The sequence below is a fragment of the Muricoccus vinaceus genome, assembly GCF_042433125.1.
Taxonomy (GTDB): Bacteria; Pseudomonadota; Alphaproteobacteria; order Acetobacterales; family Acetobacteraceae; genus Roseomonas; species Roseomonas vinacea.
This window is the reverse complement of the sequence record NZ_JBHLVZ010000002.1, coordinates 476,884-502,210: the sequence shown is the minus strand read 5'-3', so window position 1 is coordinate 502,210 and position 25,327 is coordinate 476,884. Positions and strand designations below refer to the sequence as shown.

Sequence of the window (25,327 nt, the reverse complement as noted above, 5' to 3'; positions counted from 1 at the left end):
CCGAACACGATACGCAGAACGGGAATGCCATATGGGCGGCCCCCACCCCGCGCAAGCGGGCGGGGCCGTGCCTTTACCGAGAGGGAGACTGACCGGCCCATGCCGTGGAACAACAGCGGCGGACCGAGCCCATGGGGATCCCCCGGCGGCAACAACCGTCCGCAAGGCCCCTGGGGCGTCCCGCCCCCCGGCGGAAGCGGCGGCAGCGGCCGCGGACCCGACTTCGACGAGGCGATCCGCCAGGCGCAGGAAACCGTGCGGCGCTGGCTGCCGCGTGGCGGGCGTGGCGGCGGCAAGGGCCTGGCCGTTCTGGGCATTCTCGCCATCGCGGCCTGGGGTGCCTCCGGGTTTTACCGCGTGCAGCCCGACGAGCAGGGCGTGGTGATGCGCTTCGGCGCCTTCTCCCGCACCACGCCGCCCGGCCTGAACTACCGCATTCCCTGGCCGGTGGAGAGCGTGACCACGCCGCGCGTCACCCGCATCAACCGCGTCGATGTCGGCTTCCGCAGCGCCGTCGATTCCGGTGCCATCGCCCAGCGCCCCACCCCGTCCCGCGACGTGCTCGAGGAAAGCATGATGCTGACGGGCGACGAGAACATCATCGACATCGATTTCGCCGTGTTCTGGCGCATCCGCGACGCCGGCGAGTACCTGTTCAACACGCGCAACCCCGAGGTGACGGTGAAGTCCGCCGCCGAGAGCATGATGCGCGAGGTGATCGGCCGCACCCCGATCCAGCCGGCGCTGACCGAGGCGCGCGCCCAGATCGAGCAGCAGGTGCGTCTCGGCACCCAGGCCATCCTCGACCAGTACCGCGCGGGCGTTGAGATCACCCAGGTGCAGCTCCAGAAGGTCGATCCGCCCGGCGCCGTCATCGAGGCCTTCCGCGACGTCCAGCGCGCCAACGCGGACCGCGAGCGCGCCCGCAACGAGGCGGAATCCTACCGCAACGACATCATCCCCCGCGCGCGCGGCGAGGCCGCGCGGATGATCCAGGAGGCGCAGGGCCAGAAGGACAGCCAGATCGCCCGGGCCCGCGGCGAGGCGGCACGGTTCATCTCCGTGCTCTCCTCCTATCAGACGGCCAAGGACGTCACCATGCGCCGCATCTACCTGGAGACCATGGAGGAGATCTTCCGCCGCAATCCGAAGATCATCGTGGACAACCGCCTCCAGGGTCTCGTTCCGCTGCTGAACCTCGATGGCGGGCGGCCCGCCCAGCCGGCCGGACGCCCCGCGCCGGCCGCCGCCGCGGCCGCCGGCAGCGTCCCCAGCATGTCGCCCCCGCCACGCGCGCCGCAGCCGGGAGCCGCCCGATGAACCGCCTGACCATCGCCGCCGTCGCGGTCGCGGTGCTGCTCGTCACCGCCGCCTCGTCGCTCTTCACCGTGCAGCAGACGCAGCAGGTGCTGATCACGCAGTTCGGCCAGCCCGTGCGGGTGATCCAGTCGCCCGGCCTGCACATGAAGGTGCCCTTCATCCAGAGCGTGATCGCGCTCGACCGCCGCCTGCTGGACTTCGAGGCGCCCGGCGAGGAGCTGATCCTGGGCGACCAGCGCCGCCTGATCGTGGACAGCTTCACCCGCTACCGCATCACCGACCCGCTGCTCTTCTTCCAGACCGCGGGCGTGGCCGAGAGCGGCATCCGCGGGCGCCTGGCCTCGATCGTCTCCTCGTCGCTGCGCCGCGTGCTCGGTAACGAATCACTGCTGTCCGTTCTCTCCGCCGAGCGCCTGCGCGTGATGAACGAGATCCGCGACCAGGTGAACGTGGAGGCCAAGCGCTTCGGGATCGAGGTGGCCGATGTCCGCATCCGCCGCGCCGACCTGCCGGAGGAGAACACCCAGGCGGTTCTGTCCCGCATGCAGTCCGAGCGCGAGCGCGTGGCCCGCGAGGCCCGCGCCGAGGGCGCCGAGCAGGCCACCCGCATCCGCGCCAATGCCGACCGCGACCGCACGGTGCTGCTGGCCGAGGGCGGCGCGAGCGCGGACATCCTGCGCGGCCAGGGCGAGCAGGAGGCCATCCGCATCTCGGCCGATGCCTTCCAGCGCGACCCGGAGTTCTTCGCCTTCTGGCGCGCCATGCAGGCCTATCGCGAGGCCTTCTCCGAGGGCGGGGAATCGCGCCTGCTCCTGTCCCCGGACAGCGAGTTCTTCCGCTTCTTCCGCGAACTGCCCCAGCCCGGCGGCGAGCCGGCGCCCGCCGCCACGCCCTGAACGGTCCCGCGCGGCCGGAACGTGAGCCGGAATGGCCCACTCCCTCCCGGGAGCGGGCCATTTCTTTTTGGCAAGGAGTTACATCCCACCGAGCCGTGATGACTGCGGTCGCCCTTTGTAACAGGAAGGCCCTTTCCCGGCCGCCGGTTCGGCCCAATTGTCGTCCATCAGCCTGATCACCCCCCTTCGAAGGGAACGTGCCCGTGCGCTTCCGACTGCCGATCTCGACCACGCTCGCGCTCATCGCAGCCCTCGCCGCGGCGCCGATGGGCCCAGCCCTCGCGCAGACGCCGATGCGCGACGCTCCCACGTCCTTCCGTCCCCTCGCGCAGCAGCTTCTCCCCGCCGTGGTCAGCGTGCAGGTCAGCACCGCCCCCACCGCCCGCAACGCCGCCCGGCCGGACGCCCCTGACGCGCCCCAGGCCCCCCCCGGCAGCCCCTTTGAGGAGTTCTTCCGCGACTTCCTCGAGCGCAACCGCCCGCCCGGCCAGGGTGGCCCCGGCCAGCGTCCAGGCCAGCCGCCGCAGCAGCAGCGCCGCGGCACGTCGCTCGGTTCCGGCTTCATCATCGACGCCGCCGAGAAGCTGGTGGTGACCAACAACCACGTCGTGGAGGGCGGCACCGACATCAACGTCGTCCTGAACGACAACACCACCCTTCCGGCCGAGCTGGTCGGCACCGACCCGCGCACGGACATCGCCGTGCTGCGCATCAAGACCGACCGGCAGCTCACCTCGGTCGATTTCGGCAATTCCGACGACGCGCAGGTCGGCGACTGGGTGCTGGCCATCGGCAACCCCTTCGGCCTCGCCTCCTCCGTCTCGGCCGGCATCGTCTCCGCCCGCTCGCGCGACATCCGCCAGGGCCTCTACGACGACTTCATCCAGACCGACGCCGCCATCAACCGCGGCAACTCGGGCGGCCCGCTCTTCGACATGGCCGGCAAGGTGGTGGGCATCAACACCGCCATCTACTCGCCCTCCGGCGGCTCCATCGGCATCGGCTTCGCCATCCCGTCCAACCTGGCGCGCGGCATCGTGGCCCAGCTGCGCGACGGCGGACGCGTGCGGCGCGGCTGGCTCGGCGTGAACATCCAGCAGGTGACGGACGAGATCGCGGAAAGCCTCGGCCTGCGCGGCGGCTCGCGCGGCGCCCTCGTTGCCCGCGCGCAGGAGGACGGCCCGGCCGCCAAGGGCGGCATCCGCAACGGCGACGTCATCCTGCGCTTCAACAACCAGGACGTCCGCGAGATGCGCAACCTGCCGCGAATCGTGGCCGAAACCCGCGTCGGCACCGAGGCCCCGGTGACGGTGTGGCGCGACGGCAAGGAGGAGACGCTCAACGTCACCATCGCCGAGCTCCCGGCGGACCAGGCGGAGGCCCAGGCCCGTGGCGCCACCCCCGCCCAGCCCCGCAGCCAGGTGGTGGAGCTCCAGGGCCTCGGCCTCAAGGTCGGCCCCATCACGCCGGAGGCGCGCGAGCGCTTCAGCCTGCGCCCTGAGCAGCGCGGCGTGCTGATCACCGACGTCGAGCAGGGCGGCAACGCCGCCGAGCGCGACCTGCGCCCGGGCGACGTGATCGTGGAGGTTCAGCAGGAGCGGGTGAACACGCCCCAGGAGCTGCAGACCCGTATCGAAGCCCTGCGCCGCCAGAACCGCGCCAGCGCACTGCTGCTGATCGAGGGTGCCCAGGGCCAGCGCTTCGTGCCGCTGCGCATCCGCGAGGAAGGCAACCAGCGCCGCAACTAGCGGCGGCGCGCCACCGCAAGGGCGCCGGGGGCCTCAAGCCTCCGGCGCCTTTTTTCTATTCCAGCACCTGGCGCATCCACTCGGCCCAGAGCAGGGCATCGCGGTCACGACCCGGTGCGGCCACGATCTGCACGCCCAGCGGCAGCCCGCGCGGCCCGAGCCCGGCCGGCACGCTGACCGCCGGCGCGCCCAGCGCCGTCCAGAGAAGGTTGAAGACGGGATCGCCCGTCCATTCCAGCCCCGCCGGCGCCTCGCCGGGCGCGGCCGGCGTCAGCACCGCGTCGAAATCCGCGATCACACCGGGAAAGGCGGCCCGCGCCGCGGCGAAGGCCGTGCGCGCCGCGGCCAGTGCCGAGGCCGGCATCGCCGCCGCGGGTTCCAGCTTCTCCCGGAGCACGTCAGATACCGCCTCTCGGTGATGCGCCAGTTCCCAGGCCAGGGCCTGCGCGCTTTCCATGTTCATCACCACCGGATGCGCCGCCGCCGCCGCCGTCACGGCCGCCGGCATCTCCCCCCGCGTCACCGTCGCCCCGGCGCGGCCCGCCGCCTCCGCCGCGCGCTCCATCAGCGCCAGCGTCTCCGGCGCTGCCTGCGCCGCATCCCCCAGGCAGAGCAGCAACCGCGGCGCCCGGTCCGGCCGCGCCGCAGGGTCGCCCGGCTCGGCCCGCGTCATCGCCCCCACCAGAAGCGCGCAATCGGCCACCGTCCGCGCCAGCGCCCCGATGGTATCGAGCGTCTCGCTCATCACCTTCATGCCCGCCCGGTGGATTGCGCCGTGAGACGGCATGTAACCGACCACGCCGCAGAAGGCCGCCGGCCGCAGCACGCTGCCCGCCGTCTGGGTCCCGAAGGCCAGCGGGAAGAACCCCGCCGCCACCCCGGCCGCGGAGCCCGAGGAGGACCCGCCCGGCGTGTGCGCGGGGTTGACGGGATTGGCGGTGGGCCCCGGCCGGCGCGTGGCGAACTCCGTGGTCACGGTCTTGCCGATCACCACCGCTCCCGCCGCGCGCGCCAGCGCGACGGCCGCGGAATCCGCCCGGGGCACGAAGCCTTCCCAGATGGGCGAGCCGTAGCCGGACGGCATCCCCGCCACGTCCAGCACGTCCTTCACGCCCAGCGGCAGCCCGTGAAGGGGTCCCGCGGCGCCTCCCCTGGCCAGATGCCGGTCCGCCGCCCGCGCGCCCTCCAGTGCTGCCGCCTCATCCAGGTGCGCGAAGGCCCGCAGCGATGGCTCGCGCGCCCGGATGGCGTCCAGATGCGCCTCCATCACCGCCACGGCGGAAACCTCGCCCGCCCGCATGCGGCGGGCCAGGACGCTGGCGGAAAGGCGGAACAGGTCGGTCATGCGGCGCTCCCTGGCAGGGGAGGGGATGCTGGGCAATCCGCGCCTCCGCGTCCACTGCCCCGGCCGCACCCGCCGCGATGCCCGCCCTTCCACAACCGGGCGAGCAGCCTTCCACAAATCCGTCGCATCCCTGTAAGCTCGCTGCAACAAAGGGCCGCTAGCTCCAGCGGCACCCAACCACCAAGGAGGTTTCGTGCCCATGCGGCGACGCACACTCGCGGCCAGCGCCCTCGCGCTCTCCGCCCTCGCCTGGGCACCCGCCCAGGCCCAGGCCCCCTCGGGCCAGCCCATTGAGCTTCAGTTCTGGCACGGCCTGACGCCGCCCGCCGGCCCGCAGCTCGAGCAGATCGCGACCGACTTCAACGCCAGCCAGAACCGCTACAAGGTCGTCCCCTCCTTCCGCGGCAGCTATGCCGAGACGGTGGTGGCCGCCATCGCGGCGTTCCGCGCCAACACGGCCCCGCACATCGTGCAGATGTTCGAGGTCGGCACGGGCACGATGATGACCGCCGGCCGCGCCGTGAAGCCGCTGCACGAGATGCTGGCCGAGACCGGGGTGGCCATCGACACGCGCGACTTCATCGGCCCCGTCGCCGGCTACTACAGCACCGCGGACGGCCGGCTGATGGCCATGCCCTTCAACAGCAGCACCGCCATCGCCTTCTACAACAAGGACATGTTCCAGCGCGCCGGCCTGGACACGAACACCTTCCCCCAGACCTGGGAAGGCGTGGAGCAGGCGATGGTGAAGCTGAAGGCTGCCGGCATCGCCTGCCCGATGACCACCTCCTGGCCGAGCTGGGTGATGGTGGAGGAACTGCTCGCCATCCACGACGTGCCGCTCGCCAGCCGCGCCAACGGCTTCGAGGGGCTGAACACCGAGCTGAACCTGACCAACCCGCTGATGGTCAAGCACCTCGAGAACCTCGTCCGCTGGCAGCGCGACGGCCTGTTCCGCTACGGCGGCCGCGACTCCACGGCCGACCCGCTCTTCTCCGCCGGCGAATGCGCCATCGCCTTCGGCTCCTCCGGCCTGCGCGGACGGATCGAGCGCGAGGCGCGCTTCCAGTGGGGCGCGGCCATGCTGCCCTATTACGAGGGCACGACGCCCCGCAACTCCATCATCGGCGGCGCCGCCCTGTGGTCGATGAACCGGGGGCCGAGCAACACGCGCAGCACCGAGGAATGGCGCGGCGTCGCCGAGTTCTTCCGCTACGCGACCAGCCCCGCCGTGATGGCCAAGTGGCACCAGGACACCGGCTACGTCCCTGTCACACGGGCCGCCTATGAGCTGAGCCGCAGCCAGAACTACTACGCCCGCAACCCCGGCGCGGACGTGCCGATCGAGCAGATGCTGCGCGGCGGCGAGCCCACGGCGAACAGCCGCGGCATCCGCCTCGGCGGCTTCATCGAGATCCGCAACATCGTCCAGGAGGAGATGGAGCGCGCCTTCCAGGGCGGGCAGACCGCGCAGCAGTCGCTGGCCAACATGAACACGCGCGGCAACCAGGTGCTCCGCAACTTCGAGCGCACCAACCGCAACAACTGACAAACGAAGGGCGGGGAGAGATCCCCGCCCGCTTCACCCGAGGCGGCCCTCCCGCGCCGCGCGATCCAGCGTCGCGGACGCGCCCACCTCATGCAGCGACGCCAGCCACCGCCGCAGCGCCCCGACGAAGCGTGCCTGCCCCGCCAGGCCGCCGAACAGCGACCCGATGGAGAGCAGCGGCATCGGATCGGGCCCACCCTCCGCCGCCTTCTCCTGCAGCAGCGCCGCCAGCGGGTGCCGGATCTCGATCGCCTCCCCCCGGTCGTCGCGTCCCTGCAGCCGCCGCATCCAGGCGGCGAGCGCCAGCGCCAGAAGCTCCACCTCTCCGCCGATCGCCAGGCTCGCCTCGATCGGCATCACCAGCAGGTTGACCGGCGCATCCGTGTTGATGCGCTCCACCGTGTCCTCGATCGCCGGGTTGGCGAAGCGCGCGACGAGCGTGCGCTTGTAGTCGCCAAGCCCGATCCCGGGCACGGGCTCCAGCGTCGGCCCCGTCTCGCGGTCCATGAGCGCGGCCATGAAGGCGCGCATCCGGGCATCGGCCATCACCTCGTGCACGAAGCGGTGCCCCATCAGCCGCCCCAGTGCCGCGATGGCCAGGTGACTTCCGTTCAGCAACCGCAGCTTCATGATCTCGTAGGGCGCGACATCGGGCACGAACTGCGCCCCCACCTCCTCCCACTCGGGCCGCCCGCTGGCGAAGCGATCCTCGATCACCCATTGCGTGAAGCTTTCGGCGAAAACGGGCCAGCGGTCGCGCAGCCCGTATTCGCGCTCCAGATGCGCCAAGTGCCCCGGCCGCGTCACCGGCGTGATCCGGTCCACCATCGTGTCCGGGAACGCGCCGTGCTCCTCGATCCATCCCGCGAGCCGCCCGTCGCGCATCCGCGCCAGCGACAGCACGGCATCGCGCAGCACGTCGCCGTTGTTCTGGATGTTGTCGCAGGTCAGCGCCGTGAAGGCCCCGTGCCCCCCGGCCATGCGCCGCCGGTACGCCTCCACGACCACGCCGATCGCGCTGCGCGGCCGCGCCGGTGCCGCCAGGTCCGCGCGGATCATGGGGTGCTCCGGGTCGAGTCGCCGCGTCGCGGGGTTCAGGCAGTACCCATTCTCGCTCACCGTCAGGCTGACGATGCGGATCGCCGGATCCTCCATCCGCGAAAGCAGCGGCTCCGTCGTCTCCCCGGCGAACACCACCCCGGCCAGGGAGCCGATCACGGTGGCCGTCTCCGCCGCCCCGTCGCGCTCCACGAGGGTGTAGAGCCCGTCCTGCGGCGCCAGGCTTTCCCGCATCCGCAGGTCTCCCGGCAACAGCCCCGCGCCGATGATCCCCCAGCCCAGCGCCTCCGCGCGCCGCTCCATCAGCGCGTGCGTGTAGCGGGCCATGTGCGCGCGGTGAAAGGCGCCGAGCCCGAGATGCACGATCCCGGCGCGCACCCGCGCCGGGTCGTAGCCCGGCACCCGCACGGGCGGCACGACCCGCGCGAGGTTCGCGCGGCTGAGGCCCACCGGGTCCACGATGCGGCTATTCCTCGTCCTCGCCGGCCAGGAAGTCGAAGTCGCAGCCCTGGTCGGCCTGAAGCACCGTGTCGTGGAACAGCTTCGCGTAGCCGCGCTTCGGGGCGGGGCGGGGCGGCACCACCTCCGCCGCGCGCCGCGCCAGCTCCGCCTCGTCCACCAGCAGGTCGAGGCGGCGCCGCTCCACGTCCAGCGCGATCCGGTCGCCCGTCCGCACCAGCGCGAGCGGCCCGCCCACCGCCGATTCCGGGGTGATGTGCAGCACGATGGTGCCGAAGGCCGTGCCCGACATGCGCGCATCCGAGATCCGCACCATGTCCTTCACGCCCTGCTGCGCCAGCTTGCGCGGGATGGGCAGGTAGCCCGCCTCCGGCATGCCCGGCGCGCCCTTCGGCCCGGCGTTGCGCAGCACCAGCACGTCTTCGGCCGACACCTCCAGGTCGGGGTCGTCCACGCGGTTGGTCATGTCCTCCACGCTGTCGAACACCACCGCGCGCCCGGTGTGCTGCAAAAGGGAGGCGGTGGCCGCGGCGTGCTTGATCACCGCGCCGCCCGGGCAGAGGTTCCCGCGCAGCACCGCCATCCCGCCGGTTTCCTTCAGCGGCGCGCTGCGGGGCCGGATCACCGTCTGCCCCGGCACCTCCTCCGCCAGCTTCAGGTAATCCGCTAGCGTGCCCCCCAGCACCGTCGGCGCGTCGAGGTCGAGGTGCGGCTCCAGCTCCTGCAGCAGCCGCGGCACGCCGCCCGCGTGGTGCAGGTGCTCCATGTAGTGGTCGCCCGAGGGCTTGAGGTCCACCAGCACCGGCACCCGCCGCCCGATCTCGTCGAACTCCTCCAGGTCCACCTTGAGCCCGACGCGCCCTGCGATGGCCGCCAGGTGCACCAGCCCGTTGGTGGAGCCGCCGATCGCCTGCAGCACCGTCATGGCGTTGCGCAGCGATCCCGCCGTCAGCAGCGCCTTGGGCGCCGGGCCGCCGCGCCTGGCCATCTCCACCGCCGCGCGCCCGCTCGCCTCGCCGCTCCGCAGCCGCTCCGCATGCGGCGCCGGGATGGCGGCGCTGTAGGGCAGGGAGAGCCCCATCGCCTCGATCATGCAGGCCATGGTGCTGGCCGTGCCCATCACCATGCAGGTGCCGACCGAGGGCGCGAGCCGGCCCGAGATCACCTCGATCTCCGCCTCGTCGATCTTGCCCGCGCGGTGCTGCCCCCAGAGCCGCCGGCAATCCGTGCAGGCCCCGAGAACCTCCCCGCGGTGGTGCCCCACCACCATCGGCCCCACGGGCACGACGATGGCCGGGATGCCGGCGCTCGCCGCCCCCATGATCTGCGCCGGCAGCGTCTTGTCGCAGCCGCCGATGAGGACCACCGCATCCATCGGCTGGGCACGGACCATCTCCTCCGTGTCCATCGCCATCAGGTTGCGAAGGTACATGGAGGTCGGGTGCGCGAAGCTTTCGTGGATGGAGATGGTCGGAAAGGCCATCGGAAGCCCCCCCGACAGCATCACCCCGCGCCGGACAGCCTCGATCAGCTGCGGCGCGTTGCCGTGACAGGGATTGAAGTCGCTGGCCGTGTCGGTGATCCCGATGATCGGCCGGTCCAGCGCGTCGTCCGAGTAACCGGCCGCCTTGATGAAGGCCTTGCGCAGGAACAGCGAGAACCCCGCATCCCCGTAGCTTGTCAGACCCTTGCGCAAGCCCTTGGCCATCCGCCGCTCCCCCGTTTCCCATGGCCTAGCCAGGGCAGGGGGGAGAGTGCGCGGGGCGGCCGCCTTGTCAATCGTCCCGGCGGCTGCCGGCTTCGGGAACCGCCCGATCAGCCCCGCTCGTAGAGCAGCCGTGCCCGCACCGTGCCCGGCAGGGCCCGCAGCTCCTCCAGCACCACGTTCACGTCCTGGAGCCCCTCGGCATCCACCACCACGTAGCCGATCTCGGAATCCGTCTGCAGGTACTGGCCGGCGATGTTGGCGCCGCGCCGCGTGAACACCTCGTTGATCGCGGCCAGCGTCCCCGGATGGTTGCCGTGGACGTGCAGGAAGCGGGCGCCCCGCTGGCGGGCGGGCAGCACCGCCTCGGGGAAGTTCACGGCGCCCAGCGTCGCGCCCATGTCGGAGTAGTCCGTCAGCTTGCGCCCGGTCTCCTCACCGATGCGGGACTGCGCCTCGATCGTGCTGCCGCCGATATGCGGCGTCAGGATCACGTTGCGCACGCCCTGCAGCGGCGTGTGGAAGGGATCGGTGTTCTTTTCCGGCTCCTCCGGAAAAACGTCCACCGCCGCGCCGCCCAGATGCCCGCTCTCCAGCGCGGCGCGCAGGGCATCGAGGTCCAGCACCCGCCCGCGGGCGTTGTTGATCAGGATCGCGCCCGGCTTCATCAGCGCGATCTCGTCCGCGCCGAGCAGGTTCTGCGTGGCCGCCGTCTCCGGCACGTGCAGCGTCACCACGTCCGCCCCCTCGAGCAGCGCGCGGAGGGAAGGCACGGACAGCGCGTTGCCGTGCGGCAGCTTGGGGATCACGTCGTAGTAGGTCACGCGCATCCCGAAGGCCTCGGCCAGCACGGAGACCTGGGCGCCGATATTGCCGTAGCCCACGATCCCCAGCGTCTTGCCGCGCACCTCCCGGCTATCGGCCGCCGACTTGTCCCACACGCCCACATGCGCGCTGTTGGACCGCCCGGGGATGCCGCGCAGCAGCATCACGATTTCCCCCATCACCAGCTCGGCCACCGAGCGCGTGTTGGAGAAGGGCGCGTTGAACACGGGAATGCCGCGCTTGCGCGCCGCCGCCAGGTCCACCTGGTCGGTGCCGATGCAGAAGCACCCCACCGCGATCAGCCGGTCCGCCTCGGCCAGCACCGCCTCCGTCACGCGCGTGCGGGACCGGATGCCCAGCAGGTGGACGCCCTTGATGGCCTCGCGCAGCGCCGCCTCGTCCAGCGCCTTCTTCTCGCGCCGGATGTTGGTGTAGCCGGCCGCGTTCAGCGTCGCGACCGCGCTGTCGGAGATCCCCTCCAGCAACAGGATGCGGATCTTGTCCTTGGCCAGGGACATGGGCGCGGGGGAGGGGAGGGCGTCGGGCATGGTGCCCCTGAGTGCCCGAAGCGCCCCCCTCCGCGCAACCGCGCCGGGCGCACGGCAGGATCGCGGGGCCTGCTTCCCGGCGGCGGCGTGGCTAGCCGAGGTTCGCCCTGACGGCCGCCGCCATCTCCTCGGGCGTCGCGCCCGGGCGGAACAGCGCCCGCAGCGACCCGTCACGGCCCATGAGGTAGGTGAAGGCCGAATGGTCCATCAGGTACTCGGTGGAGCCCGGCGGCGTGACCTTGCTGTAATAGACCCGCCAGGCCCGTGCCGCGGCCGCCACCTGCTGGGGCGTGCCCGTCAGCCCCGTGATGGCCGGGTGGAACTGTTCCACATATTCCTTCATCTTCGCGGGCGTGTCCCGCTCCGGGTCCACGGTGATGAACACCGGCCGGACCTGCGTGTTCTGCGCTCCCAGCAGGTCCATGGTCTGGGCGATCGCCTGAAGCTCCGTCGGGCAGACATCCGGGCAGAAGGTGAAGCCGAACAGCACCAGCGAGAGCTTTCCGCGCAGGTCGGCTTCCGTCACCGTCCGCCCGCCGCCGTCCACCAGCGTGAAGGGACCGCCGAGGCTCACCCCGCCCGGCAGGGCCACGCCCCCCGCGCTGGGCGCCGCCCCGCCCACCAGGCGCGCGAAGGAGGCGCCGAGCCCCTCCCCGGGCGCGCGTGCCAGAAAGGCCGCCCCCCACAGCCCCCCCAGGGCGGCAACGAGAAGAAGGACGGCGATGCGGATTGCGCGGGTCATGGCCCCCCATATAGCGCAGGCCGGGCAACCGGGGATGGGGTAGGCACGTTTGCAGCCCTGCCGCCCGCCCCCCGGGGTTTGGCCGCTGGGCCCGAAAGGACAAGCGAGACGATGTCTGCCACCCCCGCGTACGAGATTCCCGCCCTCGAGAGCCTGGCCGGGATTGCCAACGACAACCTGCCCGAGCCCCTGCGGCACGAGGCCGCCGCCCGCATCCTCCTGGCCGCGCGCCAGCTCCGCGGCCTGGTGCGGGCGACGCAGGACCAGGACGTGGTGGATGCCGTGGCCGCCGGCTGGGATCCCCGTGCCGTCACCGCGCTGGAATTCGCCGAGGGCCTGCCGGTCCGCACCCTCGACAGCCTGCTCGGCAACGCCTCCCGCTGGGCCCGCGCCATGCGCGCCCTGATCGAGGACCCGCGCCCCGGCTCCGCCGCCGCCTGAAGGCCCGTGGGCGGGGTTTAATCCCGCTTTCACGCGACCCGTCCATCCTGCCCCGCGTCGGTCTGGCGCGAAGGGCAGGGGATGGCGATCACCGTTTCGGGCAGCGTGCCCGCCACCATCCTTGAGAACAACCGACCCGGCGACTGGACCGCGAGCCTTATCCTCAAGGGCACGTCGGGCCTCACCGGGGTCGCGCTCACGGGCGAGGCGGCCAGCCTGTTCACCGCCAGCCTCGGCACCTACGGCCGTGTCACCATCACCCCGGCCCTTTCGCTCGACCGCGAGGCCTACGGGCCGGGTGCGGACCCTGTTCTCAGCTTTCAGCTCTCCATCCGGAACGCCGGCACCTGGCAAACGCTGGCCGGTGGCTGGAACGTCGCGCTGCTCGGCGTGGACGACACCGCCCCCTCCAACCTCCGGTTCTCCACCGGCGGCGCGGTGCTCGAGACCGACATCGGCGGTGCGATCGGCAGCCTCGTGGCCGACGACCCCGACAGTCCCGCCGGCAGCATCTCCTTCCGCGTGCTCTGGCCGGACGAAGCCCTGTTCGAGATCGCCGGCAACACCCTCAAGCTGCGTGACGGCGTCGACCTGCTGCGCGAAGGCGGCACGCTGCGCGAGGTGCTGATCGCCGCCTCCGACGGCCTGAACGAGGCCGCCTTCGCGCTGGGTGTGCAGGTGATGAACGTGACGGACCAGGACACCACGCCCGTCCCGCCCGTCTCCCCACCCGTTTCGCCCCCGGAGTCACCTCCGGTGTCGCCACCCGTATCACCGCCAGTGTCGCCCCCGGAATCACCTCCGGTGTCGCCGCCAGTGTCGCCGCCCGTGTCGCCGCCCGTATCACCCCCGGTGTCGCCGCCCGTATCGCCACCCGTCTCCCCGCCCGAACCGCCGCCCGCCTCCCCGCCGCCACCACCCGCCAGTCTCGTGATCGCCCACACCGGCGGCTCCACCGCCGTGGCGGAGGGCGGCACGGGCGACAGCTTCTCCATCACCCTGTCGCGCATGCCGACGGCCGCCGTCACGGTGAGCATCACCGCCGATGGCGACCTCACCCTGGGCACAGGCGGCGCGGCGCCGTCCCTGCACAGCGTTCTCGCCACCATCCAGCCGGCCGACTGGAACATCCCGCACGTCATCACCGTCGGCGCGCTGGACGACGCGCTGACGGAGGGGGCGGAAATCGCCTTCCTGTCCATGGCGGCCACCAGCACGGACACGGGATTCGGCGCGCTCACGGGCATAGGACTGAACGTGGGCGTGGTGGACAACGACACCGCCCGCAGCCTGGTGCTGGTCGAAACCGGCGCCGCCACGCAGGTCACCGAAGCCGGTGCGGGCGACCTCGTCACCCTCGCCCTGTCCGCGCGCCCCACCGCCCCCGTCACCGTCACCGTCACCGCCGGAGCGGAGCTGCGGGTGGCCACTGGCGGCGGCACCCCGGCGGACCGGCAGACCATTGTCTTCACCGCCGCCGACTGGTCCGCCCCACGCGCCCTGGCCGTCGAGGCGATCAGCGATGGCGTCGTCGAGGGCACGCACCAGGCAAGCCTCGGCTTCCAGTTCTCCAGCGCCGACCTCACCTACAACAACCTCGCGGTCGCGCCCTTTGCCGTTCTGGTGCTGGACGCGCCCCTGCCGCTCTGCCCGCCCACCGTGCCCGCCACGGACATCCCCTGGTGAGGCGCCCCTTCACACCAGGGCCGAGATCTCCCGCTTCAGGCAGCGCAGCGTGAAGGCGCTCCGCGTGTGCCGCACGCCCGGCAGGCGGTAAACCTTTTCCCGCAGCAGCGCCTCGTACCCCGCCGTTCCGTTCACCGCGGCCTTGATGATGTAGTCGTATTCGCCGGTCACGAGGTGGCATTCCAGGATCTCCGGGATGGCGTTCACCGCCTCCTCGAAGCGGCGCAGCGCGGCCTCGTCGTGCTTCTCCATCATCACCTCCAGGAACACCGTGTCCGGCAGGCCCAGCGACGCCTGGTCCAGCAGCGCGGCATAGCCCTGGATCACCCCGGCCGACTCCAGCCGCCGAACCCGGGTCCAGCACGGGGAAGGCGAGAGCCCCACCTCCTCGGCCAGCTCCGCGTTGGAGAGCCGCCCGCGCCGCGCCAGCGCCCGCAGGATGCGCCGGTCCGTCGCGTCCAGGGCCCGCCGATCCGTTGTTTCCACCGTTTCCCCCTTTTTGCAGAAGCTTCTTCTGTTTCCACGGCGGTGCACAACAGAAAACGATAGAAAACCACCGGGGCTTAAGGCGCATCCTTCACCATATCAGTGCCGAGAACGAGCACCGGAAAGGAGCCGTCCATGGGAAGCATCCAACGCGCGACGGTGAAGCTGGACGACCGCTGGGAATCCGGCACCGAACCCGTCCTGATGACCGGCATCCAGGCCCTGGTCCGCCTGCCGATGGCCCAGCGCGCGCTCGACCTGGCCGCCGGCCACGACACCGCCGGCTTCGTGACCGGCTATCGCGGCAGCCCGCTCGGCACCTACGACAAGGAACTCCACCGCCAGGCGAGGCGCCTGCTGGAGGCCGGCATCGTCTTCCAGCCCGGCCTGAACGAGGACCTGGCCGCCACCGCCGCCTGGGGCAGCCAGCAGGCCAACCTGTTCAACGACGGCACCAGGGCCGGCGTCTTCTCCATCTGGTACGGCAAGGGTCCGGGCGTGGACCGCAGCGGCGACGCCCTGCGCCACGCAAACATGGCCGGGACCGCGCCGCTGGGCGGCGTGCTGGCGCTCGCCGGCGACGACCCCTCCGCCAAGTCCTCCACCGTGGCCAACGCCTCCGACCACGCCTTCATGGACCTGGAGATTCCCTTCCTGGACCCCTCGGGCGTTGGCGAAATCCTGGAATTCGGCCTCAAGGGCCTCGCCCTCTCCCGCTTCGCCGGCACCTGGGCCGCCATGAAGTGCGTCGCCGACACCATGGACGCCAGCGCCACCTTCCGCATCGACCCCGCCTGGGGCCCCGTGATCCCCGAGGGAGACTTCGAGGGCGAGGACGGCCGCCACATCCGCCTGCGCGACGTGGTCCTCGCCCAGGAACGCCGCCTCCGCCTCACGCGCCTTCCCGCCGCCATCGCCTTCGCCCGCGCCAACGGCCTGGACCGCATCGCGCTCGATGCGCCCCGGCCGCGCTTCGGCATCGCCGCGCGCGGCAAGGCATACGCCACCCTCCGCCAGGCCATGCTGGACCTCGGCATCGACGACACGGCCGCCCGGCTGCTGGGGCTGCGCATCTGGAAGGTCGGCCTCGCCTGGCCGCTGGACGCGGAGGCCGCCCGCGCCTTCGCCTCGGGCCTGGAGGAAATCCTCGTCGTCGAGGACCGCCGCTCCTTTCTCGAGGCCCAGCTCCGCGACGCCCTCTACGGCACCGCGGGCGCCCCCCGCATCACCGGCAAGCGCAACGCCGACGGCACGCCGCTCCTTTCCGAACTGACCGAACTCGACGCCGCCGCGGTGGCCCGGGCGCTGGACGCCTGCCTGCCGCGCGAGGCCCGCCCCGATTCCATGGCCGCCCGCCTCGCGGCGCTCGACGCCCTGGCCCGCGCCGCCACCGACCCCATCGCGCTGCGCCAGCCCTGGTTCTGCCCGGGTTGCCCCCACAGCACCTCCACCAAGGTGCCGGAGGGCTCGCGCGCCCTGGCCGGGATCGGCTGCCACTACATGGCCACCTGGATGGACCGCTCCACCGACGTCTTCACCCAGATGGGCGGGGAGGGGACGCCCTGGCTCGGCCAGATGGCTTTCGTGAACACGCGCCACGTCTTCGCCAATCTCGGTGACGGCACCTATTCCCACTCGGGCAGCCTGGCCATCCGCGCGGCCATCGCGGCCAAGGCCAACATCACCTTCAAGGTGCTGGTGAACGGCGCCGTCGCCATGACCGGCGGCCAGACGCCCGAGGCCGAGATGACGGTGCCCCGCATCGCCGCCCAGATGGCCGCCGAGGGCGCCGCCCGCGTCGTCGTCGTTTCCGACGACCCCGAGCGCCACCAGGGCGACCCGCTGATGCCCCGCGGGATCGCCTTCCATCACCGCGACCGCCTGGACGCCGTGCAGAAGGAGCTGCGCGAAACCGAGGGCGTCACCGTCCTCATCTTCGACCAGGAATGCGCGACCGAGCGCCGCCGCCACCGCAAGCGCGGCACCGCCCCCGCGGCCGGCAAGCGCGTGGTGATCAACCCCCGCGTCTGCGAGGATTGCGGCGATTGCGGCGTGCAGTCCAACTGCCTCGCGGTGCAGCCCGTGGAAACCGAGTTCGGCCAGAAGCGCGCCATCGACCAGAGCGCCTGCAACCAGGACTTCTCCTGCCTGAAGGGCTTCTGCCCCTCCTTCGTCACGCTGGAGGGCGCCGAGGTCGCGGCCCACCCGGGATCCGCCGCCGCGCCCACGAACTTCCCCGACCCCACCCCGCCCGCGTTGCGCGGCGAGGCCTGGAACATCGTTCTCGCGGGCATCGGCGGCCAGGGCGTCACGGCGCTCTCGGCCATCCTCGCCATGGCCGCCCACATCGACGGCCGCCCCGTCCGCACGATGGACCAGCTCGGCCTGGCCCAGAAGGGCGGCGGCGTGCAGGCCCAACTCCGCATGGGCGCCGAGGGCGCCGCGGCCGAGACCCTCGCCGGCCCCCGCATCGGCGCGGGCCAGGCGGACCTGCTCATCGCCGCCGACGCCATCGGCGCCCACGGCGCTTCCGTCCGCCCGTTGCTCTCGGCCGACCGCACCGCGACGGTGGTCAACGCCGATCTTGCCGCCACCGCCGGCTTCCTCCTCGGCACGCCCCGCGCGGATTCGGCCGCCGTGCTCGACAACCTCCGCGCCGCCTCCCGAGACCTCGTGGCGCTCCCCGCCTCCCACCGCGTCGAAGAGGCGCTGGGCGACGCCATCTTCCTCAACGTCTTCCTGCTCGGCACCGCCTTCCAGCGCGGCCTCCTGCCGCTGACGCTGGCCGCCATCGACCGTGCGCTCGAGCTCAACGGCACGGCGGTGGAGACGAACAGGCGCGCCTTCGCCCTCGGCCGCGCCGCCGCGCTGGAGGCCCCCGCCGCCCCGCGCGTGCCGGAAACGCTGGACGCCCTCATCGCCCGCCGCAGCGCCGACCTCACCGCCTATCAGAACGCCGCCTACGCCCGGGACTATGCCGGCTTCGTCGCCCGCGTGCGCGCGACGCCGGGCGCCGACGAGGCCCTCGCCCGCGCGGTGGCCGTCCAGCTCCACCGCCTCATGGCCTACAAGGACGAGTACGAGGTCGCCCGCCTCCATGCCGACCCCGCTTGGCAGGCGAGCCTGCGCGCGCAGTTCACGGGCACGAAGCACGCGGTGCTGCACCTCGCGCCGCCCTTCCTTTCCCCGGTCGATCCCGACACCGGCCGCCCGGCCAAGCGCAGCTTCGGTCCCTGGATGCTCCGCGCCATGGGGTTGCTGCGCCACGGCAAGGTCCTCCGCGGCACTGCGCTGGACCCCTTCGCCCGCACCGCCGAGCGCCGCACCGAACGCGCCCTGATCGCCGAGTTCCGCGCCGGCCTGGAGGCCCTGCTCCCCCGCCTGGACGCCGCCACCCTGCCCGTCATCCGCGAATGGGTGGAGGCCTGGGGTGGCATCCGCGGCTTCGGCCCCGTGAAGGACCGCAACATCGAGCGCACTCGCCCGCGGCTGGCCTCGATCGCCGCTCGCCTCGATGCCCCGGCCATGGTCCTGGCGGCGGAGTGATCCCCGCCCTCAGTTCCGCCCGGGCGCTTGCGTCCCGCCGGGCGCTTGCGTCCCGCCGGGCGCTTGCGTCCCGCCGGGCGCCTGGGCCGGGCGCGGTGCCAGCGTTCCGAAGGTCAGCACCCCCTGGGTGCCCGCCGCCGGATCGTCATTGCCGGTGAAAGCCAGCGCGAAGTCCGAAGCCGCGCCCGGCGGGGGCGAGATGCGAAAGGTGATCTGCCGCGCGGGCCTCGCCCCCGGCACCGGCACGGAGCCGTCAAAGGCGCGCGTCACCGCCAGCCCCGGCCGCGCCACCCGCTCCGCCAGCCGCACGAACAGCGCCTCAGCCGTTTCGGCATCCATCCGCTGCAACCGCATGGAGCATCCCTGGGGCCGTTCGGACAGGATCAGCACGATCGCCCCGATGGCCTCGCCCCGGGCGACCATCGCCCGCCCCCGCGCACCGCGCAGCAGCGCCCCCGCGCGCTCGGCCGGAATCGCGGCGAAGCCCGCCTCCCGCGCCGCCGCGGCGCTGTCGCCGCCGGTCAGCACGGAAGCGCAGATCTGCATGAAGCTGCCCATGGCCGCCGCCGTCTCCTCCGTCAGCGGCGCCGCCGCCCGCGCCGGCCCGGCCAGGAGCAACGCCGCCGCGAGAAGCCAGGCTGGACGCCGCCGCAGCGAGCGGCGCCAATAAGCGAAACGAGGAAACACGGTCATGCCCCTGGATAGCGCCTTCGACCTCCCCGAGGACACCCGCGCCCTGCAGGAGGTCGCCCAGGACTTCGCCCGCGACGTGCTGGCCCCCAGGGCCCTTGAATGGGACGCCACCCGCCACTTCCCCGTGGAGGAGATGCGCCAGGCGGCGGCCCTCGGCATGGCCGCCCTCTACGTGCGGGAGGAATCGGGCGGCGCCGGCCTCACCCGCCTGGACGCCGCCGTCGTGTTCGAGGCGCTGGCGACCGGCTGCCCCACCACCTCCGCCTTCCTTTCCATCCACAACATGGTGGCCTGGATGATCGACCGCTGGGGCAACGAGGCCCAGCGCGCCGAGCACCTGCCCTCCCTGATCACCATGGAGCGCCTCGCCTCCTACTGCCTGACCGAGCCGGGATCGGGCAGCGATGCCGCGGCGCTGCGCACCCGCGCCGCCCGCGACAACGAGGGCTATGTGCTGAACGGCTCCAAGCAGTTCATCTCCGGCGCGGGCGCCTCGGACCTCTACCTCACCATGGTCCGCACCGGCGGGGAGGGGCCCGACGGCATCTCCGCCCTCCTCGTTCCCAAGGACACGCCGGGCCTTTCCTTCGGCGCCAACGAGAAGAAGATGGGCTGGAACGCCCAGCCCACCCGCACCATGGACTTCCAGGACGCCCACCTGGGCGCCGGCACCCTGCTGGGCGAGGAAGGACAGGGCTTCCGCATGGCCATGGCGGGACTCGACGGCGGCCGGCTGAACATCGCCGCCTGTTCCCTCGGCGGCGCGCAGCGCGCGCTCGACATCGCGCTGGACTACACCCGCGAGCGCCGCGCCTTCGGCAAGGCGGTGTCGGACTTCCAGGCCACCCAGTTCCGCCTCGCCGACATGGCGACCGAACTGGAGGCGGCCCGCTCCCTCCTCTGGCGCGCCTGCGCCAAGCTGGACAACAAGGCGCCCGATGCGGGCCCGTTCTGCGCCATGGCCAAGCGCTTCGCCACCGACACCGGCCACCGCGTCGCGGACGAGGCGCTCCAGCTTCTTGGCGGCTACGGCTACCTGCACGACTACGGCGTGGAGAAGCTCGTGCGCGACCTCCGCGTGCACCGCATCCTCGAGGGCACCAACGAGATCATGCGCGTGATCATCGGCCGCCACCTGCTGGGCCGCCGCTGAGCCGCCTTGACCCGGCGAAGATCGTTCGGCACAGTATCGAAACGAATTGGTGCGGCCGGGGAAGAAGGAGCCACCATGTTTCGCAGGCGCCTCCCGGCATCCTCCCTCGCGCTCCTCGCCCTGCTCGCCGCCGGGCAGCCCGCCCTGGCCCAGGGCCAGGTGCGCAGCGTCGTCGTTCCGGCGGAAGGCGGCGTGGTCGTCCCGCCCCGCAGCGCGCCGCGCTTGGCCGCCCGCCCCGCCGGCAGCGGCACCCGCATCCCGGCCGCGGCGCCGCCAGGGGCGGTCCTGCCGGCCGACACCGGCCCGGGCCTCGCGGGGCCCGTCGCCGGGCTGCTCCTTCCCGCCCTTGCGGGCGCCCTGCTCGGAAGCACCATGGCCGGGTCGCGCGGCGGCACCTCCGGGCCCGTCCGCACGCGCTGACCGCCCCTCCTCGCGCGCCGGTCCTCAGGGGATCCCCGGCCTGGCCCCGCCAGGCGCCGCATCGCACCCCGGCCCGCCGCGCGCCCGGGCCTCCGCCTGGTTCATGGTCGTGTCGAGCGCCAGCGACAGCACCGCCGAAACCGCCGCCTCGGACTCGCCCGACGGCAGGATCGGAGCCCCCACAACCGCCACGCAGCGCGAGAAGGGCAGGGGAAACACCATCCGGTCCCAGGAGGCCAGGCGGCGCGAGGGCACCGCATAGGCGCCGCAGGGCACCACCGGCACCCCCGCCATCATCGCCAGCCGCACCGCCCCGCCCGAAACCTGGCGCCGCGGCCCGCGCGGCCCGTCCGGCACCACAACGGCGACGGAACCCGACCGCACGCCGCGCAGCAGGCCGATCCCGGCTCCGCGCCCCCCGCGGGTGGAACTGCCCTCCACCGCCGTCAGCCCGTAACCCCCCAGCGCGTTCGCGATCAGCGCCCCGTCCCGGCTGCGGGACACCAGCACCAGCCCGGCCTTGCGCGGCACGCCCGGGTCCAGGCTCTCCCACAGATGCGCCCAGGCCAGGGGCATCAGGGGCAGGCATTCGTGCCAGAAGGCCATGACGAAGCCTTCGCGCCCCTCCGCCAGGGCCCGCAGCGGCTCCGCCCCGTGCAACTCCCAGCGTGCGGTGCGCCGGCAGAAGCCCAGGTACCAGCCGATCAGGTGCCAGAGCGCGTGGGTCTTTCCCAGCGCCTTCATGCCGCGCGCGAGCGGGCCTTTGCGGCGCGCCCTCACGGGCGGGGATCGATGCGCGGAACCGAGCGGCCGGAAGCGGCGCGGGCGCGAAGCCCCCACCGGCGGGAGCCGCCCGGCCCGTTGGGGCCGGCAGCGGGAACGGACATGCAGTTTTCCGGAATGGGAACCGACTCGCCCATGCTCATACAGCCGGTGTTCCGGCCGCACCACCGGCCAACGGGAGCGGGTCGCGCCGGCCCGGCGCGCATTCACGGCAGGCCGCGCCCCAGTTTGCGGAAAACACGGATCATCCGCTCCGCTGCGGTGGGCCCCGCCGGCGGCAACCCGGCCGGTCCGGCCTCCACCGGCGGCGGGGGATCGACAACACCCTCCCGCCAGGCAAGGCGCGAGAGCAGGATCAGCACGGCCTCGTAATACGAGCCCGAGCTGGCCAGGCGGGGAAAGAGCGGCTGAACCCGTCCCCTCGACACGGCGGCGCGGGTGAGAGCCACCACCGCCTGGACGCCCCCATGCCCCGGATAGGGCGCGACCTGCCCGGAGGCGAGATCCACCCAGGCCGGAACCGGCCGCCGCCCGGCGGCGGCCCAGAATTCAACCGCCGCCAGCAGCGCGGCGTCGTCGGGGTGCCCGGCCCAGGCGGCGTGCAGCGGCACCCGGATGGCGTCCCAGGAAAAGCGGGCCGGCCGTTCCGCCGAGGGCCTCGGCGGTCCGGCGGGATCGTGCGGCAGGTCGATCCAGTCCGCCGGAGGCCCCCAGCGCCCGAAGCGCGCGGCGTCGCTGAGCGAAAGGCCATCCGTCGAGAGCCGGCGCCAGGAGCGGCCGGGCACCAGCCGCTCCAGATCCCGGAGGGCGGGCCAGACGTAATAGGATGGGTTCACCATCGTGTGGTCGCGCCGCTCGAAGCCGTGGGCGGCGGGCAGCAGCACCAGCCGGCCGCCCACCTCGCGCGCGCATTGCGACAGCACCTGCTCCGCGATGCGGCGGGCACCGGCCAGGAAATCGGCCCGGCCGAAGAGGCGCGCCGCGCGCTGCAGGGCCCAGGCGATGAGCAGGTCGCCATCGGTCGCGTTGTTGCGGTCGGGCGTGGGATCGAGGGCCCCTGGCAACCAGCGCCAGGCATGCAGCCCGTCCTGCCGCCGCAACCGGTGGGCAGACCAGGCCAGGATGCGCTCGAAGCTCCCGAGGTCCTCGGCCGCGCTCGCGAGAAGCAGGCCATAGCCGGTCCCTTCGGAATGCGTGACCCCGCCGGCTCCGTCGTCCACGACGCGCCCGTCCTCGGCGACGTGCCGCTCCCGGAAGATGCGCCATTCATCATGGAAGTTCGCGACGAAGCCCGGGGGCCTGGCATCGAGCACCGCGCCGCCGAGCACGGCCGTGCCGATCGTGCCCCAGCCGACCTGCCGGCGCGTCGGCCGCCAGCTGTGGGGGAAAGAAGGCGGAAGCCGGTCCGAAGCCGCTGGAAGACGCGGGCGCATGCGAATGGCACATCTTCAAGGTTGGCAACAAAAATTCGATCACGAATCGAATGGCGGCAGCAAGGAGGAACATGGCTGGATCATCGCTGGCCTGTTCACGCCCACGGGCCCCGTCCGCCACCATTGGCCTCGGCCGGCGTCCGGCGCATACCCTCCGCCCCGGCCGGCCGGACCCTGCCCGCAACCCCGCGCGCAGCCCTCCGCCGATCCGAACAGGGAGTGGAGAGACGCATGGGTTCGCGTGAGGATGCCATTGGCCGGGCCAGGACCTTCTTCGACAGCGGCGCCTTCCGCGACCGCCTCGCCTCCCTGGTGGCCATCCCCTCCACCTCCCAGGACCCGGCCCATGCGCCGGACTGCGCCCGTTACCTGGAGGACGGCATCCGGCCCTGGCTCGCCAGCATGGGCTTCACCTCCGGGATCCATCCCAACCCGGAGCCCGGCTGCGGCCCGATCCTGGTGGCGACCCGCATGGAGGATCCCGCCCGCCCCACCGCGCTCCTCTACGGCCATGGCGACACCGTTCTCGGCCTGGAGCAGGCCTGGTCGCCCGGCCTCGATCCCTGGACGCTGACCGAGCGCGACGGCTTCTGGTACGGGCGCGGCACGGCCGACAACAAGGGCCAGCACATCGTCAACCTTTCGGCCCTGGAGGCCGTGCTGGCCGAGCGCGGCGGGCGCCTGGGCGCCAACGTGAAGCTGGTGCTGGAGATGTCGGAGGAACTCGGCTCCCGCGGGCTCCGCGCCTTCGTGGAAGCCCGCCGGGAGGAGCTGGCCGCCGACGCCCTGATCGCATCGGACGGCCCGCGCGTTGAGCCCGGCCTGCCCACCATCGCCGCCGGCTCCCGCGGAAGCTTCATGTTCGACCTCGTGGTGAAGCTCCGCCAGGGCGGCGTGCATTCCGGCCATTGGGGCGGGCTGACCAAGGACCCCGCGATCCTCCTGTCCCACGCCATTGCCTCCATCGCGGACCAGAACGGCCGCATCAACGTGCGGGACTGGCTGCCCGGCGAGACCGTGCCGCCGGCCATCCGCGCGGCGCTGGAGGGCTGCCCCGTGGGCGGAGGGGAGGGGGCCGCCACCATCGACGAGGGCTGGGGCGAGCCCGGCCTCACCTCGGCCGAGAAGATCTACGGCTGGGCCGGCTTCATCGTGCTGGCCATGACCAGCGGCAACCCGGCCGCCCCCGTGAACGCCGTGGCGCCCGAGGCCCGCGCCGCCTGCCAGATCCGCTACACCGGCGACAGCGACCCCGCCCGCTTCCTGCCCGCGCTGCGCGCCCATCTGGACGCCCGGGGCCTGCAGGATGTCGCGATCGAGCGCGCCGGCATCCGCATGCCCGCCAGCCGCACGCCGCCCGACGCCCCCTGGGTGCTCTGGGCCAAGAACAGCATGGAGCGGTCCCTCGGCACCCGCGTGCAGGTCACGCCCAACGCGTCCGGTGGCCTGCCGGGCGACGTCTTCGTGGATTTGCTCGGCACGCCCCTGGTCTGGATCCCGCACTCCTACAACGGCTGCAAGCAGCACGGCCCGGACGAGCACGTGATCCCCGCCATGCTGCGCGAGGGCCTGGCCGCCTTCGCGGGGATCTGGTGGGACCTCGGCGAGGCCGGAACCCCGCCCCGCGCCTGAGGCGATGGCGAAGGGGGCAGGCCGGTCCCCTTCGCCTCGCCCGTCACGCTTTCTCACCGACGGCGCCTGGGATCGTTACAAAAAAACCTCCACTCTCCCGGTCAATCCAAAGGAGGTTCCCACCATGCACCGCAAGATCGCCATCGCGGCCCTCGGCATCGCTCTCGGCCTGGGCGCGCTCGCGCTTCCCGCCATGGCCCAGGCGCAGCGCGGCCCGATGCGGGCCGGCGCCCTGTTCGGTGCCGCCGACGCCGACCACGATGGCCGCGTCACGCAGGATGAGGCCTGGAACGCCCTGTCCGCCCGCTTCGGCGAGGCCGACGCCAACAAGGATGGCGGCGTCACCTGGGAGGAGTTCCGCACCTATGCCCATTCCCGCATGGGCCGCCCGCAGGCGGAGGCCCCGCGCGCCGAGCGCGCGAGCCGCACGGAAAGCCGCATGGAGAGCCGGGGCGAGAGCATGTTCCGCGCGCTGGATGCCGACCGCGACGGCCGTGTCACCCTGGCCGAGCTTCGCCCGGCGGCCGAGGCCATGTTCCGCGCCCGCGACGTGAACGGGGACGGCGCCCTGAGCCGCGAGGAAGTTACCCCGCGCCACGGCCACCGCACGCGCTGACAGGCGGCGGGCACCACGGGGCCGGGGGAACCGCGTTCCTCCGGCAAGCAGGCGCTGTTGGAAAAACCTGGGGGAAACCGGAGAGGCGGGGAAGGGGGCGGTGGTGGGCGCGACAGGGATTGAACCTGTGACCCTTCGCGTGTGAAGCGAATGCTCTCCCGCTGAGCTACGCGCCCGGAGCTGCTCGCCCGGTGTGCGGCGGGGGATATCCCCGCTTCGCCGCCCCTGTCAAGGCACCCCGC

General features: G+C 72.7%; 20 protein-coding genes and 1 tRNA gene. 11 read left to right on the top strand and 10 right to left on the bottom strand.

Annotated elements, in window-relative coordinates; translation table 11 throughout:
• Positions 1–99 precede the first annotated feature (99 nt).
• The 3 genes from hflK (at position 100) to ACFFIC_RS04105 (ending at position 3,964) form a co-directional block, all read left to right on the top strand.
• A complete protein-coding gene (hflK, locus tag ACFFIC_RS04115; RefSeq protein ID WP_377048819.1) occupies positions 100–1,320 on the top strand; it encodes an FtsH protease activity modulator HflK in 1,221 nt (406 codons plus the stop codon).
• Positions 1,317–2,216, top strand: coding sequence for a protease modulator HflC (hflC, locus tag ACFFIC_RS04110; RefSeq protein ID WP_377048818.1), 900 nt, complete (start codon positions 1,317–1,319; stop codon positions 2,214–2,216). The genes hflK and hflC overlap by 4 nt, the downstream gene beginning before the upstream one ends.
• 266 nt (positions 2,217–2,482) lie before the next feature.
• Positions 2,483–3,964: a Do family serine endopeptidase gene (locus tag ACFFIC_RS04105; RefSeq protein ID WP_456306921.1), complete on the top strand. Its 1,482-nt coding sequence runs from the start codon at positions 2,483–2,485 to the stop codon at positions 3,962–3,964.
• Positions 3,965–4,019: 55 nt separating this feature from the next.
• Here the strand turns inward: ACFFIC_RS04105 and ACFFIC_RS04100 are convergent, their stop codons facing one another.
• Positions 4,020–5,309, bottom strand: a complete 1,290-nt coding sequence (locus ACFFIC_RS04100; protein ID WP_377048815.1) for an amidase — start codon at positions 5,307–5,309, stop codon at positions 4,020–4,022.
• Positions 5,310–5,508: 199 nt separating this feature from the next.
• Here ACFFIC_RS04100 and ugpB point away from each other — a divergent pair, with 199 nt between their 5' ends.
• Complete coding sequence (gene ugpB / locus ACFFIC_RS04095; RefSeq protein WP_377048814.1) at positions 5,509–6,858, top strand: sn-glycerol-3-phosphate ABC transporter substrate-binding protein UgpB; 1,350 nt, start codon at positions 5,509–5,511, stop codon at positions 6,856–6,858.
• A gap of 33 nt (positions 6,859–6,891) precedes the next feature.
• On the opposite strand, the gene ACFFIC_RS04090 is transcribed toward ugpB, so the two are convergent.
• From ACFFIC_RS04090 to ACFFIC_RS04075, 4 genes are all read right to left on the bottom strand, one after another.
• Positions 6,892–8,376 carry a mannitol dehydrogenase family protein gene (locus ACFFIC_RS04090; RefSeq protein ID WP_377048812.1) on the bottom strand — a complete coding sequence of 495 codons (1,485 nt, stop codon included), beginning with the start codon at positions 8,374–8,376 and terminating at the stop codon, positions 6,892–6,894.
• A 7-nt stretch (positions 8,377–8,383) separates the two neighbouring features.
• Complete coding sequence (locus ACFFIC_RS04085) at positions 8,384–10,084, bottom strand: IlvD/Edd family dehydratase (protein WP_377048810.1); 1,701 nt, start codon at positions 10,082–10,084, stop codon at positions 8,384–8,386.
• A gap of 107 nt (positions 10,085–10,191) precedes the next feature.
• Positions 10,192–11,454 (bottom strand): phosphoglycerate dehydrogenase, encoded by a 1,263-nt coding sequence (serA, locus tag ACFFIC_RS04080; protein ID WP_377048808.1) that lies wholly within the window; start codon positions 11,452–11,454, stop codon positions 10,192–10,194.
• A gap of 91 nt (positions 11,455–11,545) precedes the next feature.
• Complete coding sequence (locus tag ACFFIC_RS04075; RefSeq protein ID WP_377048807.1) at positions 11,546–12,196, bottom strand: SCO family protein; 651 nt, start codon at positions 12,194–12,196, stop codon at positions 11,546–11,548.
• A 111-nt stretch (positions 12,197–12,307) separates the two neighbouring features.
• Here ACFFIC_RS04075 and ACFFIC_RS04070 point away from each other — a divergent pair, with 111 nt between their 5' ends.
• Positions 12,308–12,637: a hypothetical protein gene (locus tag ACFFIC_RS04070; RefSeq protein ID WP_377048806.1), complete on the top strand. Its 330-nt coding sequence runs from the start codon at positions 12,308–12,310 to the stop codon at positions 12,635–12,637.
• 81 nt (positions 12,638–12,718) lie between these two features.
• Positions 12,719–14,323: a hypothetical protein gene (locus tag ACFFIC_RS04065; protein WP_377048805.1), complete on the top strand. Its 1,605-nt coding sequence runs from the start codon at positions 12,719–12,721 to the stop codon at positions 14,321–14,323.
• A 9-nt stretch (positions 14,324–14,332) separates the two neighbouring features.
• On the opposite strand, the gene ACFFIC_RS04060 is transcribed toward ACFFIC_RS04065, so the two are convergent.
• Positions 14,333–14,809 carry an Lrp/AsnC family transcriptional regulator gene (locus ACFFIC_RS04060; protein WP_377048804.1) on the bottom strand — a complete coding sequence of 159 codons (477 nt, stop codon included), beginning with the start codon at positions 14,807–14,809 and terminating at the stop codon, positions 14,333–14,335.
• 135 nt (positions 14,810–14,944) lie between these two features.
• Here ACFFIC_RS04060 and ACFFIC_RS04055 point away from each other — a divergent pair, with 135 nt between their 5' ends.
• The gene (locus tag ACFFIC_RS04055) at positions 14,945–18,355 is read left to right on the top strand and encodes an indolepyruvate ferredoxin oxidoreductase family protein (RefSeq protein ID WP_377048803.1); all 3,411 of its coding nucleotides are present in this window, start codon (positions 14,945–14,947) and stop codon (positions 18,353–18,355) included.
• Positions 18,356–18,364: 9 nt separating this feature from the next.
• Here the strand turns inward: ACFFIC_RS04055 and ACFFIC_RS04050 are convergent, their stop codons facing one another.
• Positions 18,365–19,048: an NMCC_0638 family (lipo)protein gene (locus tag ACFFIC_RS04050; protein ID WP_377048802.1), complete on the bottom strand. Its 684-nt coding sequence runs from the start codon at positions 19,046–19,048 to the stop codon at positions 18,365–18,367.
• Here ACFFIC_RS04050 and ACFFIC_RS04045 point away from each other — a divergent pair.
• Together ACFFIC_RS04045 and ACFFIC_RS04040 are read left to right on the top strand one after the other, a co-directional pair.
• Positions 19,047–20,201: an acyl-CoA dehydrogenase family protein gene (locus ACFFIC_RS04045; protein WP_377048801.1), complete on the top strand. Its 1,155-nt coding sequence runs from the start codon at positions 19,047–19,049 to the stop codon at positions 20,199–20,201. The genes ACFFIC_RS04050 and ACFFIC_RS04045 overlap by 2 nt on opposite strands.
• 75 nt (positions 20,202–20,276) lie before the next feature.
• Positions 20,277–20,621 (top strand): hypothetical protein, encoded by a 345-nt coding sequence (locus ACFFIC_RS04040; RefSeq protein ID WP_377048800.1) that lies wholly within the window; start codon positions 20,277–20,279, stop codon positions 20,619–20,621.
• Positions 20,622–20,645: 24 nt separating this feature from the next.
• On the opposite strand, the gene ACFFIC_RS04035 is transcribed toward ACFFIC_RS04040, so the two are convergent.
• Together ACFFIC_RS04035 and ACFFIC_RS04030 are read right to left on the bottom strand one after the other, a co-directional pair.
• On the bottom strand, positions 20,646–21,401 hold the full coding sequence (locus tag ACFFIC_RS04035; protein ID WP_377048799.1) for a lysophospholipid acyltransferase family protein: 756 nt from the start codon (positions 21,399–21,401) through the stop codon (positions 20,646–20,648).
• 209 nt (positions 21,402–21,610) lie between these two features.
• Complete coding sequence (locus ACFFIC_RS04030) at positions 21,611–22,837, bottom strand: glycosyl hydrolase family 8 (protein ID WP_377048798.1); 1,227 nt, start codon at positions 22,835–22,837, stop codon at positions 21,611–21,613.
• Positions 22,838–23,068: 231 nt separating this feature from the next.
• Here ACFFIC_RS04030 and ACFFIC_RS04025 point away from each other — a divergent pair, with 231 nt between their 5' ends.
• Together ACFFIC_RS04025 and ACFFIC_RS04020 are read left to right on the top strand one after the other, a co-directional pair.
• Entirely contained in the window at positions 23,069–24,469 is a 1,401-nt protein-coding gene (locus tag ACFFIC_RS04025; RefSeq protein ID WP_377048797.1) for a M20/M25/M40 family metallo-hydrolase, read from the top strand.
• A 124-nt stretch (positions 24,470–24,593) separates the two neighbouring features.
• Complete coding sequence (locus tag ACFFIC_RS04020) at positions 24,594–25,085, top strand: EF-hand domain-containing protein (protein ID WP_377048795.1); 492 nt, start codon at positions 24,594–24,596, stop codon at positions 25,083–25,085.
• A 101-nt stretch (positions 25,086–25,186) separates the two neighbouring features.
• On the opposite strand, the gene ACFFIC_RS04015 is transcribed toward ACFFIC_RS04020, so the two are convergent.
• Positions 25,187–25,261 (bottom strand) — tRNA-Val (locus ACFFIC_RS04015).
• Positions 25,262–25,327 lie beyond the last annotated feature (66 nt).

Coding starts and splice junctions, on each gene's coding strand:
- hflK (WP_377048819.1), top strand. CDS start 100: ATGCCGTGGAACAACAGCGGCGGACCGAGCCCATGGGGATCCCCCGGC.
- hflC (WP_377048818.1), top strand. CDS start 1,317: ATGAACCGCCTGACCATCGCCGCCGTCGCGGTCGCGGTGCTGCTCGTC.
- ACFFIC_RS04105 (WP_456306921.1), top strand. CDS start 2,483: ATGGGCCCAGCCCTCGCGCAGACGCCGATGCGCGACGCTCCCACGTCC.
- ACFFIC_RS04100 (WP_377048815.1), bottom strand. CDS start 5,309: ATGACCGACCTGTTCCGCCTTTCCGCCAGCGTCCTGGCCCGCCGCATG.
- ugpB (WP_377048814.1), top strand. CDS start 5,509: ATGCGGCGACGCACACTCGCGGCCAGCGCCCTCGCGCTCTCCGCCCTC.
- ACFFIC_RS04085 (WP_377048810.1), bottom strand. CDS start 10,084: ATGGCCAAGGGCTTGCGCAAGGGTCTGACAAGCTACGGGGATGCGGGG.
- serA (WP_377048808.1), bottom strand. CDS start 11,454: ATGCCCGACGCCCTCCCCTCCCCCGCGCCCATGTCCCTGGCCAAGGAC.
- ACFFIC_RS04075 (WP_377048807.1), bottom strand. CDS start 12,196: ATGACCCGCGCAATCCGCATCGCCGTCCTTCTTCTCGTTGCCGCCCTG.
- ACFFIC_RS04070 (WP_377048806.1), top strand. CDS start 12,308: ATGTCTGCCACCCCCGCGTACGAGATTCCCGCCCTCGAGAGCCTGGCC.
- ACFFIC_RS04065 (WP_377048805.1), top strand. CDS start 12,719: ATGGCGATCACCGTTTCGGGCAGCGTGCCCGCCACCATCCTTGAGAAC.
- ACFFIC_RS04055 (WP_377048803.1), top strand. CDS start 14,945: ATGGGAAGCATCCAACGCGCGACGGTGAAGCTGGACGACCGCTGGGAA.
- ACFFIC_RS04045 (WP_377048801.1), top strand. CDS start 19,047: ATGCCCCTGGATAGCGCCTTCGACCTCCCCGAGGACACCCGCGCCCTG.
- ACFFIC_RS04050 (WP_377048802.1), bottom strand. CDS start 19,048: ATGACCGTGTTTCCTCGTTTCGCTTATTGGCGCCGCTCGCTGCGGCGG.
- ACFFIC_RS04040 (WP_377048800.1), top strand. CDS start 20,277: ATGTTTCGCAGGCGCCTCCCGGCATCCTCCCTCGCGCTCCTCGCCCTG.
- ACFFIC_RS04030 (WP_377048798.1), bottom strand. CDS start 22,837: ATGCGCCCGCGTCTTCCAGCGGCTTCGGACCGGCTTCCGCCTTCTTTC.
- ACFFIC_RS04025 (WP_377048797.1), top strand. CDS start 23,069: ATGGGTTCGCGTGAGGATGCCATTGGCCGGGCCAGGACCTTCTTCGAC.
- ACFFIC_RS04020 (WP_377048795.1), top strand. CDS start 24,594: ATGCACCGCAAGATCGCCATCGCGGCCCTCGGCATCGCTCTCGGCCTG.